Consider the following 15,588-nt stretch of genomic DNA (forward strand, 5'->3'; position numbering starts at 1 on the left):
TCCGGACCCTCCAGTGATGCCGCGCCGCGCGGTTCGCCGTTCCTCCCCCGTTGCCGGGCGGCTTCCAGGCAATTCGCGGCGCATGCGGACATCACGCCGCTGACCTGCCGGTCGCGGCGTGCGCGACACTCTACGGGGCGGTGGCCGCCGCGTGCACCGGACCTTCCCCTACCCCCGGGTCACCACCTTCTGACAAGCTGCCGTCATGTCCGCCGCCGCAGCTGCCGACCGGGTCCGTTACAACCGGGCCACCGCCCACCTCGACGCCCCGCTGGCCATCGTCGACCTGCGGGCGTTCGACGCCAACGCACGCGATCTGGCGCGCCGCGCCGGGGGCAAGCCGCTGCGGGTCGCGAGCAAGTCGGTGCGCTGCCGGGCGCTGTTGGAGCGCGCGCTGTCGCTGGACGGGTTCACCGGGGTGATGGCCTTCACCCTGGCCGAGTCGCTGTGGCTGGCGGAGGCGGGCTTCTCGGACGTGCTGCTGGCGTATCCGTCCACCGACCGGGAGGGATTCGCCCGGCTGACCGCCGATCCCAAGCTCGCGTCCGCGGTGACCGTGATGGTCGACGACCCGGCGCAGCTGGGGCTGATCGACGCCGCGCGGGGTGGCGGGGAGGAGGTCCGGGTCTGCCTGGAGCTGGACACCTCGCTGCGGCTGCTGGGCGGCCGGGTGCGGATCGGCGCGCTGCGTTCACCGCTGCGCGAGCCGGCGCAGCTGGTGGAGCTGGCCCGGGCGATCGGCCGCCGTCCGGGTTTCCGGCTGGTCGGGCTGATGGCGTACGAGGGGCATGTGGCGGGTGTCGGCGACGCGCCGGCCGGGCAGCCGGTGCGGGCGCGGGCGATACGGCTGATGCAGGCCGCGGCGCGGCGGGAGCTGGCGGCACGGCGGGCCGAGGCGGTGCGCGCGGTCCGTGCGGTGGCGGAGCTGGAGTTCGTCAACGGCGGCGGCACGGGGAGTGTGCAGCACACCGCGGCGGAGGACTCGGTCACCGAGGTCGCCGCGGGCTCGGGGTTCTTCCAGCCGCGGCTGTTCGACGACTACACCTCGTTCCAGGGCCGTCCGGCCGCGCTCTTCGCGCAGCCGGTGGTGCGCAAGCCGGGTGCCGGAGTGGTCACGGTGCTGGGCGGCGGATACCCGGCGTCCGGGGCGGCGGGCCAGGACCGGCTGCCGGTGCCCTATCTGCCGCGGGGGCTGCGCTACGACCGGATGGAGGGGCCCGGCGAAGTGCAGACGCCGCTGCTCGGGGCGCCCGCCGAGGACCTGCTGGTCGGCGACAAGGTGTGGTTCCGGCATGCGAAGGCCGGTGAGCTGTGCGAGCGCTTCGACGAGTTGCACCTGGTGGACGGCGACCGGGTGGTGGGGGCGGTCCCGACGTACCGGGGCGAGGGCCGCACCTTCCTGTAGCCGGGACCTTCCTGTAGCCGGGACCTTCCTGCGGCCGTAGGCCTTGCGTCCCCTGGCCGGTCCCGGCCCGGTGTCACACCGTTTCGCTGTCCTCGGATCCGCCGAGCGGCTTGATGCCCTTGACGATCTTGTCCATGTCCGCGAGGCTCGGCGCCTTGTCGCTCACGTCGAAGCCGAACCGCACCACGACCATCGCCTCGGACACGATGGGCGACGGGAAGGCGAGGGACTGGACGTAGCCGTCGTCGCCCTTCTTGGTGGCGACCTTCCAGCGGACCAGGTAGCCCTTCTGCCCGGCGACGGTGACCGCCTGCGCCTTGAGCTGCTTGTGCGAGGTGATCCCGCCGTAGGGCTTCTGCTTGGTGCGGGAGTCCGTGCCGTAGGCGTTCTCGGCGTTCTCGGCGATGTCCTCCTTGGCTATCCCCTCGGCGGTGCTCGCCTTGTAACCGGTCGCGGTGTAGGAGAAGGCGCCGCCGCGTACGCAGTTGATCTCGGGCGCGCCGGGGCAGGGGTAGGAGCTCGTGACGACGCTGGCGCCGCCGGTGCTGTTGCTCCCCGCCCGCCAGCCGTCGAGCACCGGCAGGCTGATGCCGCTGACGATGTCCTCGGCGGCGCGCGGATCGTCGGTGGGCGGAATGCCGGGAGGCGTGGTGGGAGGAACGCTGGGCGGGGTGGTCGGGCTCGCGCCGCCGGTGCCGCCGTCGCCCCGCCCGCCGCCGTCGTCCTGGCCGGTGCTCGGGCCGGGCGCCGGCACGGTGGCCGATGTCTTCGGCTTGGCCTCTCCCTTGTCGTCGTCATCGTCCTGGAGCAGGACGAAGCCGCCGACGATGGCCGCGACGAGGACGCCGGCCGCGACGACGAGCGCGGCGATCTTCGGCCCGCGGCCGCGCGGGGCGTCGCCCGAGCCCGGCGGATAGGTCGGGAAACCGCCGGGCAGGTGGCCGGGCGGCGGCGGGGAGAAGGAGGGGTCGGCCGGCCCGGGCGCGCCGAACGGGGGCGCCGGCTGCTGCCCGGCCGACGCATCCCGGCGGTAGTCGGTCCAGGCGGCTCCGTCCCACCAGCGTTCCGGCGCGGGACCGGGGCCCTGGTGAGTCGGATCGGGGTACCAGCCGGGCGGCGTCGTCATGCTCACGGCGACAGACTATGGCCCGGGACCGGGCGCGTACACACCTGGTCCCGGGCCTGTCTCACGGCTCTGCCTCACCGGGTCTGGCTCACCGGCCCCGGCCGCCCCGGCGCCCGTACGGCTCGCCGGTTCGCGGCGCCCGCCTGGCGGCCCGGCGCCCCGACGGCCTGGCGCCCCGGTGCCTACAGGGGCGTGACGTACGCGCCCGCGATGCCGCCGTCGACGAGGAATTCCGCGGCGTTCACGAACGAGGAGTCGTCGCTGGCCAGGAAGGCGACCGCGGCGGCGATCTCCTCGGGCTCGGCGAAGCGGCCCACCGGCACGTGGACCAGCCGGCGCGCGGCGCGCTCCGGGTCCTTGGCGAACAGCTCCTTGAGCAGCGGCGTGTTGACCGGTCCGGGGCACAGGGCGTTGACCCGGATGCCCTCACGGGCGAACTGCACGCCCAGCTCGCGGGACATGGCGAGCACGCCGCCCTTGGAGGCGGTGTAGCTGATCTGCGAGGTGGCGGCACCCATCTTGGCCACGAAGGAGGCGGTGTTGATGATGGAGCCCTTGCCCTGCCGCTGCATGTAGGGGATGGCGGCCTTGCAGCACAGGTAGACGGAGGTCAGATTGACCTCCTGGACGCGCTTCCAGGCGTCCAGGCCGGTGGTGAGGATGGAGTCGTCGTCGGGGGGCGAGATGCCCGCGTTGTTGAAGGCGATGTCGACCGAGCCGTAGGTGTCGTACGCGGTCTGGAAGAGCGCCTCGACCTGCTCGGCGTCGGTGACGTCCACCTGGACGAAGATCCCGCCGACCTCCTCGGCGGCGGCCTTGCCCGCGGTCTCGTCGATGTCGGCGCAGACGACGCGGGCGCCCTCGGAGGCCATCCGGCGGGCGGTGGCCAGGCCGATGCCGCTGCCCGCTCCGGTGATGACGGCGGTGCGGTCCACGAGGCGACGGCACACTGCGGTCTGGTCGGTCACTTGCTCTCCTCCGTGCTGATGAAGACGTTCTTGGTTTCGGTGAAGGCGGTGAGTGCGTCCGGACCGAGCTCCCGGCCGAGGCCGGACTGCTTGAAGCCGCCGAAGGGGGTCCAGTAGCGGACGCTGCTGTGCGAGTTGACGGAGAGGTTTCCGGCGGCGACGGCCCGGGAGACGCGGATGGCGCGGCCGACGTCGCGGGTCCAGATGGACCCGGACAGGCCGTACTCGGTGGCGTTGGCGATCCGGACGGCGTCCGCCTCGTCGGTGAAGGGGATGACGACGGCGACCGGCCCGAAGATCTCCTCGACGGCGGTGCGGTCCTCGGGCCGGCCCTCCAGGACGGTGGCCGGGTACCAGAAGCCCTTGCCGGCGGGGGCCTCGCCGCGGATGGCGGCGGGGGCGGACTCGGGCACGAAGGACCGTACGCGCTCCCGCTGGGCGGCGGAGATCAGCGGGCCCATCTGGGTGGCGGGGTCGGCCGGGTCGCCGACGGTGAAGGAGCGCACGGCCGGCTCCAGGAGTTCGAGGAAACGGTCGTACACCGACGCCTGGACCAGGATGCGGCTGCGGGCGCAGCAGTCCTGGCCGGTGTTGTCGAGGAAGGAGCCGGGTGCGGCGGCCGCGGCGGCCTCGACGTCGGCGTCGGCGAAGACGATGTTGGGGCTCTTGCCGCCGAGTTCGAGGGTCACCCGCTTCACGCCGTCCGCGCACTTGGCCATGATCTGCTTGCCGACCGCGGTGGAGCCGGTGAAGACGACCTTGGCCACGCCGGGGTGCTCCACCAGGGCGTTGCCCGCGACCGGGCCCTCGCCGGGCAGGACCTGGAAGAGCCCTTCCGGGAGCCCGGCCTCCAGGGCGAGTTCGGCCAGCCGCAGCGCGGTGAGCGGGGTGGTCTCGGCGGGTTTGAGGACGACGGCGTTGCCCGCGGCGAGGGCGGGGGCGGTGCCCCAGGCGGCGATCGGCATGGGGAAGTTCCACGGGGCGATGACCGCGACCACGCCGAGCGGCTCATGGAAGGTGATGTTCAGGCCGCCGGGGACGGGGATCTGGTGGCCTGCCAGCCGCTCCACTCCCCCGGCGGCGTAGTCGAGCAGGTCGCGGGCGTTGCCCGCCTCCCAGCGGGCGTTGCCGATCGGGTGACCGGCCTCGCGGACCTCCAGTTCGGCGAGTTCGTCCAGGTGGGTGTCGATGGTGGCGGCGAAGCGGCGGAGGTGGCGGGCGCGGTCGCCGGGCGGCAGGGCCGCCCATGCGGTTTGCGCCTTGGCGGCGCGGGCCACCGCGTTCTCGACGTCCTGCGGCGTCGCCGCCGGGACGGTGGCGATGACCTCCTCGGTCGCCGGGTTGAGGACATGAAGCTCTTGCAAGGTCTCTCCCTGCGGGGGTTGCCGTTTCGTACGTGGCTGCACGCCGGTGGTCGGTTGTGGCCACCCTCCCCCGAGCTCTCGGCTGCGCTCGAGCAGGGGACCCCCATCGCCTGCGGAACGAATGCCCACAACAGGGGGCAGGATGACCACAACGTGGCTACATGCGCTCGAAGGAGCGGTAGCGCTCCCAGTCGGTGATGGCGGTGTCGAAGGCCTCCTGCTCGACGCGCGCCATGTTGAGGTAGTGCTCGACGACCTCGTCCCCGAAGGCGGCGCGCGCTATCGGGCTGTCGGCCCACAGTCCGGCGGCGTCGCGCAGGGTGGTGGGGACGTGCTGGGCGTCGCCGGCGTAGGCGTTGCCGGTGCACGGGTCGGGGAGTTCGAGCTGCTGCTCGATGCCGTGGAGGCCGGCGGCGATCATGCCGGCGACGGCGAGGTAGGGGTTGACGTCGCCGCCGGGCAGCCGGTTCTCCAGCCGGTGGGCGTGGCCGTGGCCGATGACGCGCAGCGCGCAGGTGCGGTTGTCCGGCCCCCAGGCGACGGCGGTCGGGGCGAAGGATCCGGGCCGGAACCGCTTGTAGGAGTTGATGTTGGGCGCGTAGAGGAGGGTGAAGTCGCGCATCGCGGCGAGCTGACCGGCCAGGAAGTGCCGCATCAGCTTCGACATGCCGTACTCGCCGGTGTCGTCGGCGAGCACCGGGTGGCCGTCCTCGTCACGCAGCGAGAGGTGGATGTGACAGGAGTTGCCCTCGCGCTGGTCGTACTTGGCCATGAAGGTGAGCGCCATGCCCTCCTGGGCGGCGATCTCCTTGGCGCCGGTCTTGTAGATGGCGTGCTGGTCGCAGGTGGTGAGGGCGTCGTCGTAGCGGAAGGCGATCTCGTGCTGGCCGAGGTTGCACTCGCCCTTGGCGGACTCCACGGTCATCCCGGCGGCGCCCATCTCGTTGCGGATGCGGCGCAGCAGCGGCTCGACGCGGCCGGTGCCGAGGACGGAGTAGTCGACGTTGTACTGGTTGGCGGGGTTCATGTCCCGGTAGCCGCGCGACCAGGCGTCCTCGTAGCTGTCCTTGAAGACCATGAACTCCAGCTCGGTGCCCGCGTACGCGGTCCAGCCGTGTTCGGCCAGCCGGTCCAGCTGGCGGCGCAGGATCTGGCGGGGGGAGGCGAGGACGGGTGAGCCGTCGTGCCAGGCCAGATCCGCGGTGATCATGGCGGTGCCGGGGTTCCAGGGGGTGAGGCGCAAGGTGGCGGCGTCGCCGTGCATGGCGAAGTCGCCGTAGCCGCGTTCCCAGGAGGACATGGCGTAGCCGTCGACGGTGTTCATGTCCGCGTCCACGGCGAGCAGGTAGTTGCACCCTTCGGTGCCGTGCTCCAGGACGTCGTCGAGGAAGAAGCGGGCGGCGAACCGCTTGCCCGCCAGCCTGCCCTGCATGTCGGTGAAGGCGAGGACGACGGTGTCGATCTCTCCGGAGTCGACGAGCCTTCTCAACTCCCCTACGGAGAGCGGGGACGTGCGGTCTGACACGGTGATGCCTCCCTGTGGCCCTGAGCGGAGTCATAAGGTAGGCACAGAGACCATTGATTGGGAAGTAGTGACGGAGGGATTCATGAACGACGAGGCGGTCGGGGATCTCGCCGACGACCGGCTGGCACCGGTGCTGCGCCCGGTGCGCGCGGGCAACGGTTTCGAGGAGGCGCTGGAGCAGATACTCCAGATCGTCCGGCTGGGGCTGGTCCCGGTCGGCGAGCGGCTGCCGGCCGAGCGGGAGCTGGCCGACCGGCTGCAGATCAGCCGGGTCACGCTGCGCGAGGTGCTGAAGGTGCTCCAGGACCAGGGCCTGGTGGTCAGCCGGCGCGGCCGGTACGGCGGCACCTTCGTACTGCCCCGCCCGGAGCCGGCGCACGCCGAGGACGAGCTGCGCCGCCGGGTGGCCGCCGTGGACGTGGAGGACGTGCTGCGCTTCCGCGAGGTGCTGGAGGTGGGCGCGGCCGGGCTGTGCGCGACGCACGGCCTCGACCGGCGGCAGGCGGCGCGGTTGCGGGCCGCGCTGGAGGCGACCGGGGAGGCGCCGCTGCCGGAGTACCGCCGCCAGGACACGCTGCTCCATCTGACGCTGGCCGAGCTGTCCGGCTCGGCCACTCTGGCGGCCCAGTACGCCGCGGTGCGGGCCACCGTGAACGACCTGCTGGACTGCATCCCGTTGCTGGTGCGGAATCTGGAGCACTCGCAAGCCCAGCACGCCGCGCTGGTCGAGGCGGTACTGGAGGGCGATCCGGACGGCGCGCGCGAGGTGATGCGCGAGCACTGCGCGGGCACCGCGGCGCTGCTGCGCGGCTTCCTGAGCTGACGCGGCCGGCTCGCGCCGGACGGGAGGCTGTGAGGTCCGCGTTACCTCGGTTTTACGCAAGGGTCTTGCGCGGCGACACCAGGGAAGGCAAAGGTATGGCCCCGCACCATTGCCGCGCTTGCCGCACCTTGCCACCCCCCTCTCGTCCCCTTTTCGCCTCGCGTTCAGCCAGGAGCACCGCATGGCAGACGGAACCCTTCCCCGAACGGACCCCTCCCCCGGCGCGGGGGACGACTATCTGGAACGGCGCACGCTCCGCCGCGGCAGCGCCGGGCCGCTGCTGCTGACCGGACTGGGGGTGGCCTATGTCGTCTCCGGTGACTTCTCCGGCTGGGACGCCGGCCTGACCGAGGGCGGCTTCGGCGGACTGGCCATCGCCGCCGTCCTGATGGGCCTGATGTACACCTGTCTGGTCTTCGCGCTGGCCGAGCTCTCGGCCATCCTGCCGACGGCCGGCGGCGGTTACGGCTTCGCGCGCCGCGCGCTGGGCACCTGGGGCGGCTTCCTCACCGGCACCGCCATCCTCATCGAGTACGTCCTGGCGCCCGCCGCGATCTCGCTCTTCATCGGGGAGTACGTCGAATCCCTGAACCTCTTCGGGCTGGAGTCGGGCTGGCCGGTCTACCTCGCCTGCTTCGCGCTCTTCATCGGCATCCACCTGTGGGGGGTCGGCGAGGCGCTGCGCTTCAGCCTGGTGGTGACCGCCGTCGCCGTCGTCGCGCTGGTCATCTTCGCCTTCGCCGCGCTCACCGAGTTCGACGGCGGCTCGCTCAACGACATCCCCGTCGACCGGGACGCGCTCGGCGCCAACTCCTGGCTGCCGTTCGGGATCCTGGGCATCTGGGCCGCCTTCCCGTTCGGCATGTGGTTCTTCCTGGGCGTCGAGGGGGTGCCGCTGGCGGCCGAGGAGACCCGCGACCCGGCCCGTACGCTGCCTCGGGCCATGGCCGCGGCGATGGGCATCCTGCTGTTGCTCGCGCTGGTCACCTTCGTCGCGGCCTGCGGGGCGCGCGGCTCGGCCGCGGTCGCCTCGACGGGCGATCCGCTGGTGGAGGCGCTGCAGCCGAACGGCAAGGCGACTGTCTTGTCCCGCATCGTGAACTACGCGGGGCTGGCCGGACTGGTCGCCTCCTTCTTCTCCCTCATCTACGCCGGATCGCGCCAGCTCTTCGCGCTCTCCCGCGCCGGGTACCTGCCCCGCTTCCTCTCCCTGACCAGCCGCCGCAAGGCTCCCTACCTGGGCCTGCTGGTGCCCGGCGCGCTCGGTTTCGGGCTGGCCGCCTGGTCCGGCGACGGTCCCCGGATGCTGAACGTCGCCGTCTTCGGCGCCACCATCTCCTATGCCCTGATGGCGCTCTCGCACATCGTGCTGCGCCGCCGCGAGCCGGGGCTGGACCGCCCGTACCGCACCCCTGGCGGCGTGCTGACCTCCTCGATCGCCTTCGTGCTGGCCTGCTCGGCGCTGGTGGCCACCTTCCTGGTCGACAAGGACGCGGCGTTCATCGCGCTGGGCGTCTACGCCGTGGCGCTGGCCTACTTCGCCTTCTACAGCCGTCACCGGCTGGTCGCCGCCGCGCCCGAGGAGGAGTTCGCGGCGCTGGCGGCGGCCGAGGCGGAGCTCTCCCGGGACTGACCCGTCACGGCACTCCAGCGACGACTTCACCCACGACCTCACCCACGACTTCACCACGACTGACGTCCCCCGGGCACACTCCCGGACGTCACGTCCGCACAGCGAGACCGGAGCATCTGTTGTCCACACCTCTGATCGGCATCAGCACCTATCTGGAGTCCTCGGCCCGGTGGGGCGTCTGGGATCTGCCGGCCGCGCTGCTGCCCGCCGGATACCACCGCATGGTGCAGGGCGCGGGCGGGCTGGCGGCGCAGCTGCCGCCGGACGATCCGGACCGGGCGGCCGCGGTCGTCGCCCGGCTGGACGGGCTGGTGATCGCGGGCGGTCCGGACGTGGAGCCGGTGCGGTACGGCGCCCGGCCGCATCCCCGCACCGGCCCGCCCGCCCGGGAGCGGGACGCCTGGGAGCTGGCGCTGATCGACGCGGCGCTGGCAGCCGGGGTGCCGCTGCTCGGCGTCTGCCGGGGCATGCAGCTGCTGAACATCGCCCTGGGCGGCACCCTCGTCCAGCATCTGGAGGCGCACGGCGGCCCGCCGGGGGTCTTCGCCGAGCACGAGATCAAGCCGCTGCCGGGGACGCTGCTGGCCCGGGTGCTGCCGGAGCCGGTCAGCGTCCCCACCTACCACCACCAGGCGGTGGACCGGATCGGCGACGGCCTGGTCGGCAGTGCCGTCGCCGACGACGGGACAGTGGAGGCTCTGGAGCTGCCCGGCGCGGCGGGGTTCGTGCTGGGGGTGCAGTGGCACCCCGAGGCCGGGGACGATCCGCGGGTCATGACGGCGCTGGTGGCGGCCGCGCGCTGACCGGGGCGTCCCGGTCGCGGCCGCTCGCTGACCGGGGCGCCCGCCACGGCAGCCGTCGCGGCCCGGCAGGTGCGGGGCCCCCAGCAGCCGTCGCGGCCGGGGCGAGCTAGGAGAGGATCTCGTACGGGTCGCCGTAGACCTTCCAGCGCAGCGGGGGTTCCAGGCCGAGATTGCCCTCGTTCAGGAACTTCCGCTGCGCGGTGTCGACGCGGCTGGTGTCGCTGTGCGCCTCCTCGCTCCGCATCGCCTTCTTGCGCGCGTCCAGGAAGGCGTTGAGGTAGGTCTTCTCACTGCCGCCCTGCGCCGGGGGCCTGGCCTGGGCCAGGGCGGCGCCGCGGATGCCGCCGAAGCTGTCCGGGCCGCTGCCGGGGCCGTGCATCACGATGGCGTCGTAGTAGACGAACTGGCCGAGCGCGCCGAGGCCGTCCTGCTTGGCCCGCTTGACGGCGGGGTCGAAGTAGACGCGGTCCCGCTCGTGCTCCTGGGCGTCCCGGAACGCCGTGTCCCGGGCAGCCTTCTTCCAGTCGCGCTCGAAGGGCGCGCCGAGGCCGTCGTGCGAGTCGGTGCCGTCGACCGCGCGCAGCGCGGGGAGGTACTTCGCCAGGACGTTGTCCGGCTTCTGCCGGGTGTAGTACTCGACGAGGTCGAGCATGTCGCCGGTCCCGGAGCAGAAGCCGATGATTCCCGCCGTGTAGCCGCGACCGTCCTCGATGTCCTCGATGTAGGCGAACTGGGCGCGCCAGTCCAGCGAGGAGTTCTCGGCACTGGACACCAGCCGCATGGCGATGTCCTTCTTGTGCGGGTCGTCCAGGTCGCCGGCGGCCGCCGCCCGCCGCGCGGCAGCGGCCGGCCGGGACTCCTCGCCGGACGCCTGCCCGGACGGCTGTCCGACGACGGTGACGATGAGCGTGGCCGGCAGGGCGACGGCCAGGGCTGCCAGGCCGATCCTCGTGGTGCGCCGGGTCGCGGGCATGGGGGTCTCCGCTTCTGTGGGCGAGGAGGCTTTCCGTCAGGAAGCTTTCCTGTTCATTGAAGCGAGCATGCCACCGCCGCCGCAATCCCCCCGACGTGCCGTCGGGCCGCGGTCGCTACACCTGTGCCTGTGCCTTCTTCCGGGGGACGGCGACGGCCGCGGCCCGGACACCGGCGCCCAGCGCCGCCTCGGTGGTGCCATGCTGCGGACGCGCGGCGACCTCCCGCCACCAGGTCTCCAGCGGGAGTCCCGCAGCCGGCTCGAAGGGCTGCCCGGGCCGCGGCATCGCCACCTGCGCGCCGGCTGCCGCGGCGGCGGTGACCGTGCCCTCGGCGGGCTCCTCCCAGGCGTGCGGGGCCAGGTTGAAGGTGCCCCAGTGAATGGGCAGCATCAGCCCGCCGGGGGTGCCGCCCTGGAGGTCCACATGGGCCCGCAGCCCCTCCTGCGGCGTCATGTGGATGTCCGGCCACAGCTCGCTGTACGCCCCGATCTGGATCATCGTCGCGTCGAACGGCCCGTGCTCGGCGCCGATCTCGGCGAAGCCGGGGAAGTAGCCGGTGTCGCCGCTGTGGAAGATCCGGTGCTGCGGCCCGGCCACCACCCAGGAGGCCCACAGGGTGTGCTGGGCGTTGCGCAGCCGTCGTCCGCAGAAGTGCCGGGCGGGGGTGGCGGTGAGGGTCACCCCGGCGACCTTGGCGGACTCCTGCCAGTCCAGCTCGGTCACCCGGTCGGCGGGCACCCCCCAGTGCTCCAGATGGGCGCCCACGCCGAGCGGGACGACGAACTCCGCGCCGGTGCGCAGGAGCGCGCGGATGCTCGGCATGTCCAGGTGGTCGTAGTGGTCGTGCGAGATCACCACGGCGTCCAGCGGGCCCAGCTCGGCCAGCGGCGCCGGCACCGGATGGAGGCGCTTGGGTCCGACGAAGGTGAAGGGCGAGCAGCGCTCCCCCCACACCGGGTCGAAGAGCACCCGGTTCCCGTCGATCTCCGCCAGCACGCTGGAATGGCCCATCCAGGTCAGCCGCAGCCCGGACGAGGGCGGCGCGGACAGGTCGGCGATGGTGGTCGGGTGGACGGGCACCGGGCCGGCCGGCGCCCGGCGGACCCGGTCCTCCTTGCGGAAGTACGTGGACAGGAACGTGAGTATGGAGCCGGACGGGGTGATCCGGGCGGCCATCGGATTGACGAATGCGCCGTTCGCGAAGTGCGGCGATCGCCGGATGCGCTCCAGCCGCTCCCCGGCCGGGTCCGCCCCGAAGGCCGCGGGGCGCAGCCCGGCGAGTCGCGAGCGCTGCGTCCTGCGGCTGATCTGCGGCGACGACGCTGGTGATCCGGTCACGGCACCTCCAGGTGAGCGGCGGGTCATCTCATTATCCGATGCTTCAACTCGCACGGCTGCTGATCTTGTTCCCGCCGGCCGCCGGCTCCGGGGGCGGCCCTGCGTGCCGGCCCACCGTTTCAGTCCTTGCGGCCCACTCCCCCGTAGAAGCCGATCCGGGCCAGCTCGGCGGCGTCCGGAAGCTCGCCGTCCGGGCGCCACAGCGGCAGCTGGACGACGCCGGGGTCGAGCAGGCGGAAGCCGTCGAAGAGCCGGACGAGCTCGGCGTGCGGGCGTACGTTCATGGTGGCCGTCGCGGTCCGGTAGGTCCGCACGGTGTCCGGGAAGCCTCCGGGGTGGAAGTCGGCCGTGGCGTGCGAGAGGACCAGCAGGCTGCCGCTGGGCAGGGCGTCCCGCAGCGTGGCGACGATGGCGCGCGGGTCCTCCTCGTCGGTGACGAAGTGCAGCACGGCGACGAGCAGCAGGGCGACCGGCTGGTCGAAGTCGATCATCTCCCGGATCACCGGGTTGTCCAGGAGTTCCTTGGGCTGCCGCACGTCGCCCAGCGCGAAGCCGGTGTTCGGGGCGCTGGTCAGGCGCGCTCCGGCGTGGGCGGCGACAATGGGGTCGTTGTCGACGTAGGCGACCCGCACCGCCGGGTCCTGCTGGTGCGCCACCTCGTGGGTGTTGGGCGAGGTGGGGATGCCGGTGCCGATGTCGATGATCTGGCGGATGCCGCCGCGCACCGCGTGGCGGATGGCCCGGCCGAGAAAGGCCCGGTTGGCTCTGGCGGTGGGGCGTATGTCGGGCACTTCGGCGAGCACCCGCTCGGCGGCCGCCCGGTCGACTTCGTAGTTGTCCCGGCCGCCGAGGTAGTAGTCGTACATGCGGGCCGGGTGGGCCTTGCTGGTGTCGATCTCCTGTGGGGAGAAGCTCTGGTCGGTCACACCGTTCTCCTCGTTCTGCTGTGGGGGGTGCTCTCAGGCGAGCAGGAAGTCGGCTTCGCCGGCCTTGGCGCCCTGGATGAAGCTCTGCATCTCGTGACGCGTGTAGATCAAGGCGGGCCCGTCCGGGTCGGTCGACTGGCGCAGCGCCACCCTGCCGTCCCCGAGCTTCATGGCCTCGACGCAACTTCCCCCGTTGCCGCCGCTCCACGGCTTCTGCCAGCCCTCGTTGCCGAGTTCCCTGGCGGGCATGCCGTTGTAGATGCGTTTGCGGTTCCTGCGTATGCGATCCATGGTTCAGATCTCCTTGCGAATGCCACCCAGAACGGCCTGGGTGGTCTGCGCAGGCGCTGCCTGCGCGCACATCCGGTCCAGGGCCTCCAGGAACACGGACACGTCATCGCGTTGGTCGATGTACACGGCGCCGACGAGGCTCTCCGAGTACGCGATGTCCGGGAGTTCCGGGATCGGGAACCGGAAGATATGGAACGGGCCGTACATCGCGGGGTGTGGCCCTGCGGCGAACGGCATGATCTGCAGCCTGACGTTGGCCTGCTCGGTGGCCTCGGCGAGCCGGTCGATCTGACCGCGCATGATCTCCGGCCCGCCGATGGGCCGGCGCAGCACGGTCTCGTCCATCACGACCCACAGCAGCGGCGCGTCCGGGCGGGTGAGCAGACCCTGCCGCTCGATACGGAGCGCGACCAGCCGGTCGATCTCGGCGGCCGCGGCGTGCGGCATGCCGGCCCGCAGCACGGCGCGGGCGTACTCCTCGGTCTGCAGCAGTCCGGGCACATAGTGCGGTTCGTAGGCGCGGATGATGCTGGCCGCGCCCTCCAGGCTGACGAACGCGCTGAACCACTCGGGCAGCACATCGCGGAACCGGTGCCACCAGCCGCGCTGGTTGGCCTCGCGCGCCAGGGTGACGAAGGTCTCGATCTCGCCGTGGTCGGTGACGCCGTAGACGGACAGCAACTTCTCGACGTACGGGATCTTCAGGCCGACCTCGGCCTTCTCCATCCGCCGTATCGTGGCATGGGTGACGTCCAGGGCGGCGCCGGCCTGTTCGTAGGAGAGCCCGGCCTTCTCCCGGAGATCCTGCAGCCGCTTGCCGAGTACGACCCGCAGGACGGTCGGGGCCCCGCCCGGCCGGATGTCCGCCACTACCGCTCCCTCCAACTCGCCTTGTCGCAGAGCAGTCTGGCATGCGTTCAGTTTCACCGGAACAGACTGTGACTTGCGATTCTGTAATTTACAGATTGATCCTTGCCATCAGTAAGCGACGCGGAGCATAGTGTCGACGTGGCTCCTTCCTATGAGGCTCTCCGGTTAGGGCGCTCGGGCAGTTCCCTCGCCCAGCGCCTCCAGGACGCGTTTCATCTCCCGGCGCTGAGCACGTCCGCCGCGGAGGCCAGACGGCTCGTCCTGGCCCGGCTGCGTGAGTGGGGAGTCGACGAAGAGATCCGCGACAACGCGGAGTTGGTCGTCTCGGAGCTGTTCACCAACGCGGTGCGGCACACCTCCAGCGAGGACGTCCGCTGCGAACTGCGCCTGGTGGGCTCGCGGCTGCGGATCGAGGTCGCGGACCAGGGCTGCGCCCGCACCGAGCCGCAGGCCCGGGTGGTCGACGCCGACCAGGAGGGCGGGCGCGGACTGATGCTGGTCGAGGCGCTGTCCCAGGCATGGGGTGTGCGGCCGAACGACAGCGGCCGCGGCCGCACCGTGTGGGCCTATCTGACCTGAGCGCCCGAGCGCGAGACGGACCCGCCCGGACCGGCCCCCGCCTTCGAGGCGGGCGGGCCGGCGCGGGCGGGTCCGTCGTTCGCGGGCCCGGGGCGGGCCTAGCGCAGGGGCAGCAGGTCGGGCCGCTTTGGCTCGACGTGGTCTCCGGAGGACTCGCCGCGCAGCCGTCGCCCGATCCAGGGCACCAGGTGCTCGCGCGCCCAGTGGATGTTGTCCCGGCGCACCTCGGCGGGGGTCCGCGTGCCCTCCTGCGGCCATGGCTGGTCGGGGTCGGCCGGCACCGACAGGCCCAGCACCTGGGCGGCGCGCAGGGCGACCCGGGTGTGGCCGTCCGGCGACAGGTGCAGCCGGTCGTCGCTCCAGGCTCGCCGGTCCTGCACGGACCGCAGCGACCACAGGTCCAGGACCGGGCAGCCGTGCCGGTCGGCGATGGCCCGCACATGCGCCGTGTAGGTGGCGATCTTGCCGCGCAGATGGCGGAGTACGGGGACGCCGCGGGTGTCGAAGCCGGTGCACACCAGCACCGTGCCCACGGACGCGGCGAGGTCGGCCACCGCCGCCTCGTAGCGCTCGGCGATGGCGTCGGGGTCGCTGCCCGGGCGCAGGATGTCGTTGCCGCCCGCGCAGAAGCTCACCAGATCGGGGGCGAGTTCCTTCGCGCGGGGCACCTGCTCCGCGACGATCTGGTCGAGCAGCCGTCCCCGCACGGCCAGGTTGGCGTAGCGGAAGTCGACGGCGGCCGGCTGGTGACCGGAGCCGCCGGCGGGGTCGGGGGTCGGGTGGGTCGCTGTCTCGGAGTCGGAGCACCGGTCGGAGAGGAGCACGGCGAGCCGGTCCGCCCAGCCGACGAACAGGCCGTCGGGACCGGGATCGCCGACGCCTTCGGTGAAGCTGTCCCCGACGGCTGCGTACGACCCGATCGCGTCTGTGATGAATCTCTTCGAATCGTCTGCCACGTCGGCA

The 15,588-nt window shown here is 72.4% G+C and carries 15 protein-coding genes; 5 read left to right on the forward strand and 10 right to left on the reverse strand.

The window, feature by feature from the left end; all coding sequences use genetic code 11:
* The first annotated feature begins 205 nt into the window (after positions 1-205).
* Complete coding sequence (locus AC4BDD_RS04805; protein ID WP_490689708.1) at positions 206-1,405, forward strand: amino acid deaminase/aldolase; 1,200 nt, start codon at positions 206-208, stop codon at positions 1,403-1,405.
* A gap of 73 nt (positions 1,406-1,478) precedes the next feature.
* Here AC4BDD_RS04805 and AC4BDD_RS04810 read toward each other — a convergent pair whose 3' ends face one another.
* From AC4BDD_RS04810 to AC4BDD_RS04825, 4 genes are all read right to left on the reverse strand, one after another.
* Complete coding sequence (locus tag AC4BDD_RS04810; protein ID WP_490691661.1) at positions 1,479-2,531, reverse strand: DUF2510 domain-containing protein; 1,053 nt, start codon at positions 2,529-2,531, stop codon at positions 1,479-1,481.
* Positions 2,532-2,713: 182 nt separating this feature from the next.
* Positions 2,714-3,499: a 3-oxoacyl-ACP reductase gene (locus tag AC4BDD_RS04815; protein WP_490689709.1), complete on the reverse strand. Its 786-nt coding sequence runs from the start codon at positions 3,497-3,499 to the stop codon at positions 2,714-2,716.
* Positions 3,496-4,863 carry an aldehyde dehydrogenase family protein gene (locus tag AC4BDD_RS04820; RefSeq protein WP_490689710.1) on the reverse strand — a complete coding sequence of 456 codons (1,368 nt, stop codon included), beginning with the start codon at positions 4,861-4,863 and terminating at the stop codon, positions 3,496-3,498. The genes AC4BDD_RS04815 and AC4BDD_RS04820 overlap by 4 nt, the downstream gene beginning before the upstream one ends.
* A 157-nt stretch (positions 4,864-5,020) precedes the next feature.
* Positions 5,021-6,388, reverse strand: coding sequence for a glutamine synthetase family protein (locus AC4BDD_RS04825; protein ID WP_490689711.1), 1,368 nt, complete (start codon positions 6,386-6,388; stop codon positions 5,021-5,023).
* 82 nt (positions 6,389-6,470) lie between these two features.
* Here AC4BDD_RS04825 and AC4BDD_RS04830 point away from each other — a divergent pair, with 82 nt between their 5' ends.
* From AC4BDD_RS04830 to AC4BDD_RS04840, 3 genes are all read left to right on the forward strand, one after another.
* Positions 6,471-7,211 (forward strand): FadR/GntR family transcriptional regulator, encoded by a 741-nt coding sequence (locus tag AC4BDD_RS04830; protein WP_490689712.1) that lies wholly within the window; start codon positions 6,471-6,473, stop codon positions 7,209-7,211.
* Between the two features lie 181 nt (positions 7,212-7,392).
* Complete coding sequence (gene eat, locus AC4BDD_RS04835; RefSeq protein ID WP_490689713.1) at positions 7,393-8,844, forward strand: ethanolamine permease; 1,452 nt, start codon at positions 7,393-7,395, stop codon at positions 8,842-8,844.
* A 119-nt stretch (positions 8,845-8,963) separates the two neighbouring features.
* Positions 8,964-9,647 (forward strand): gamma-glutamyl-gamma-aminobutyrate hydrolase family protein, encoded by a 684-nt coding sequence (locus tag AC4BDD_RS04840; protein ID WP_490689714.1) that lies wholly within the window; start codon positions 8,964-8,966, stop codon positions 9,645-9,647.
* 106 nt (positions 9,648-9,753) lie between these two features.
* Here the strand turns inward: AC4BDD_RS04840 and AC4BDD_RS04845 are convergent, their stop codons facing one another.
* The 5 genes from AC4BDD_RS04845 to AC4BDD_RS04865 all read right to left on the reverse strand — a co-directional run bounded on the left by AC4BDD_RS04845 (position 9,754) and on the right by AC4BDD_RS04865 (position 14,046).
* A complete protein-coding gene (locus AC4BDD_RS04845; protein WP_490689715.1) occupies positions 9,754-10,620 on the reverse strand; it encodes a chitosanase in 867 nt (288 codons plus the stop codon).
* Between the two features lie 115 nt (positions 10,621-10,735).
* Positions 10,736-11,929 carry an MBL fold metallo-hydrolase gene (locus AC4BDD_RS04850; protein ID WP_490691662.1) on the reverse strand — a complete coding sequence of 398 codons (1,194 nt, stop codon included), beginning with the start codon at positions 11,927-11,929 and terminating at the stop codon, positions 10,736-10,738.
* Positions 11,930-12,078: 149 nt separating this feature from the next.
* Positions 12,079-12,885, reverse strand: a complete 807-nt coding sequence (locus AC4BDD_RS04855) for an SAM-dependent methyltransferase (protein ID WP_490689716.1) — start codon at positions 12,883-12,885, stop codon at positions 12,079-12,081.
* Positions 12,886-12,918: 33 nt separating this feature from the next.
* Positions 12,919-13,176, reverse strand: coding sequence for a DUF397 domain-containing protein (locus tag AC4BDD_RS04860; protein WP_490689717.1), 258 nt, complete (start codon positions 13,174-13,176; stop codon positions 12,919-12,921).
* A gap of 3 nt (positions 13,177-13,179) precedes the next feature.
* Positions 13,180-14,046 (reverse strand): Sco1979 family transcriptional regulator, encoded by an 867-nt coding sequence (locus tag AC4BDD_RS04865; protein ID WP_490689718.1) that lies wholly within the window; start codon positions 14,044-14,046, stop codon positions 13,180-13,182.
* Positions 14,047-14,184: 138 nt separating this feature from the next.
* Between AC4BDD_RS04865 and AC4BDD_RS04870 the strand changes: the two genes are divergently transcribed.
* Positions 14,185-14,625, forward strand: coding sequence for an ATP-binding protein (locus tag AC4BDD_RS04870; protein WP_490689719.1), 441 nt, complete (start codon positions 14,185-14,187; stop codon positions 14,623-14,625).
* Between the two features lie 98 nt (positions 14,626-14,723).
* On the opposite strand, the gene AC4BDD_RS04875 is transcribed toward AC4BDD_RS04870, so the two are convergent.
* Positions 14,724-15,581 carry an SGNH/GDSL hydrolase family protein gene (locus AC4BDD_RS04875; RefSeq protein ID WP_490689720.1) on the reverse strand — a complete coding sequence of 286 codons (858 nt, stop codon included), beginning with the start codon at positions 15,579-15,581 and terminating at the stop codon, positions 14,724-14,726.
* Positions 15,582-15,588: the final 7 nt, after the last annotated feature.

The organism is Streptomyces sp. JLBT605 (genome assembly GCF_058215555.1).